Origin of the sequence: Paenibacillus sp. ATY16 (assembly GCF_003399985.2) — a bacterium.
Classification (GTDB): Bacteria; Bacillota; Bacilli; order Paenibacillales; family Paenibacillaceae; genus Pristimantibacillus; species Pristimantibacillus glycanilyticus.
This window is the reverse complement of the sequence record NZ_NMOK02000030.1, coordinates 1-229: the sequence shown is the minus strand read 5'-3', so window position 1 is coordinate 229 and position 229 is coordinate 1. Positions and strand designations below refer to the sequence as shown.

At 45.9% G+C, this 229-nt stretch carries 1 tRNA gene; it reads right to left on the bottom strand.

Going from position 1 to position 229, the window contains the following annotated elements:
* Positions 1 to 58: 58 nt before the first annotated feature.
* Positions 59 to 134 (bottom strand) — tRNA-Ala (locus CFI03_RS18025).
* Between the last annotated feature and the right edge of the window lie 95 nt (positions 135 to 229).

Here is a 229-nt window from a genome sequence, read left to right as displayed (position 1 = left end):
GGATGTTTCATCTTTCGCTATCCAGTTTTCAAGGAACAAAAATAGACGGTAATTGTATTGGTGGAGCCAAGGAGGATCGAACTCCTGACCTCCTGCTTGCAAGGCAGGCGCTCTCCCAGCTGAGCTATGGCCCCATACAAATTCCATCAAAGCTGAACAAATGATATCACGTCTGACGCACGGCGCCATTTTCAAACGATTTATCTGATCATCATCGTGATCAGGTATT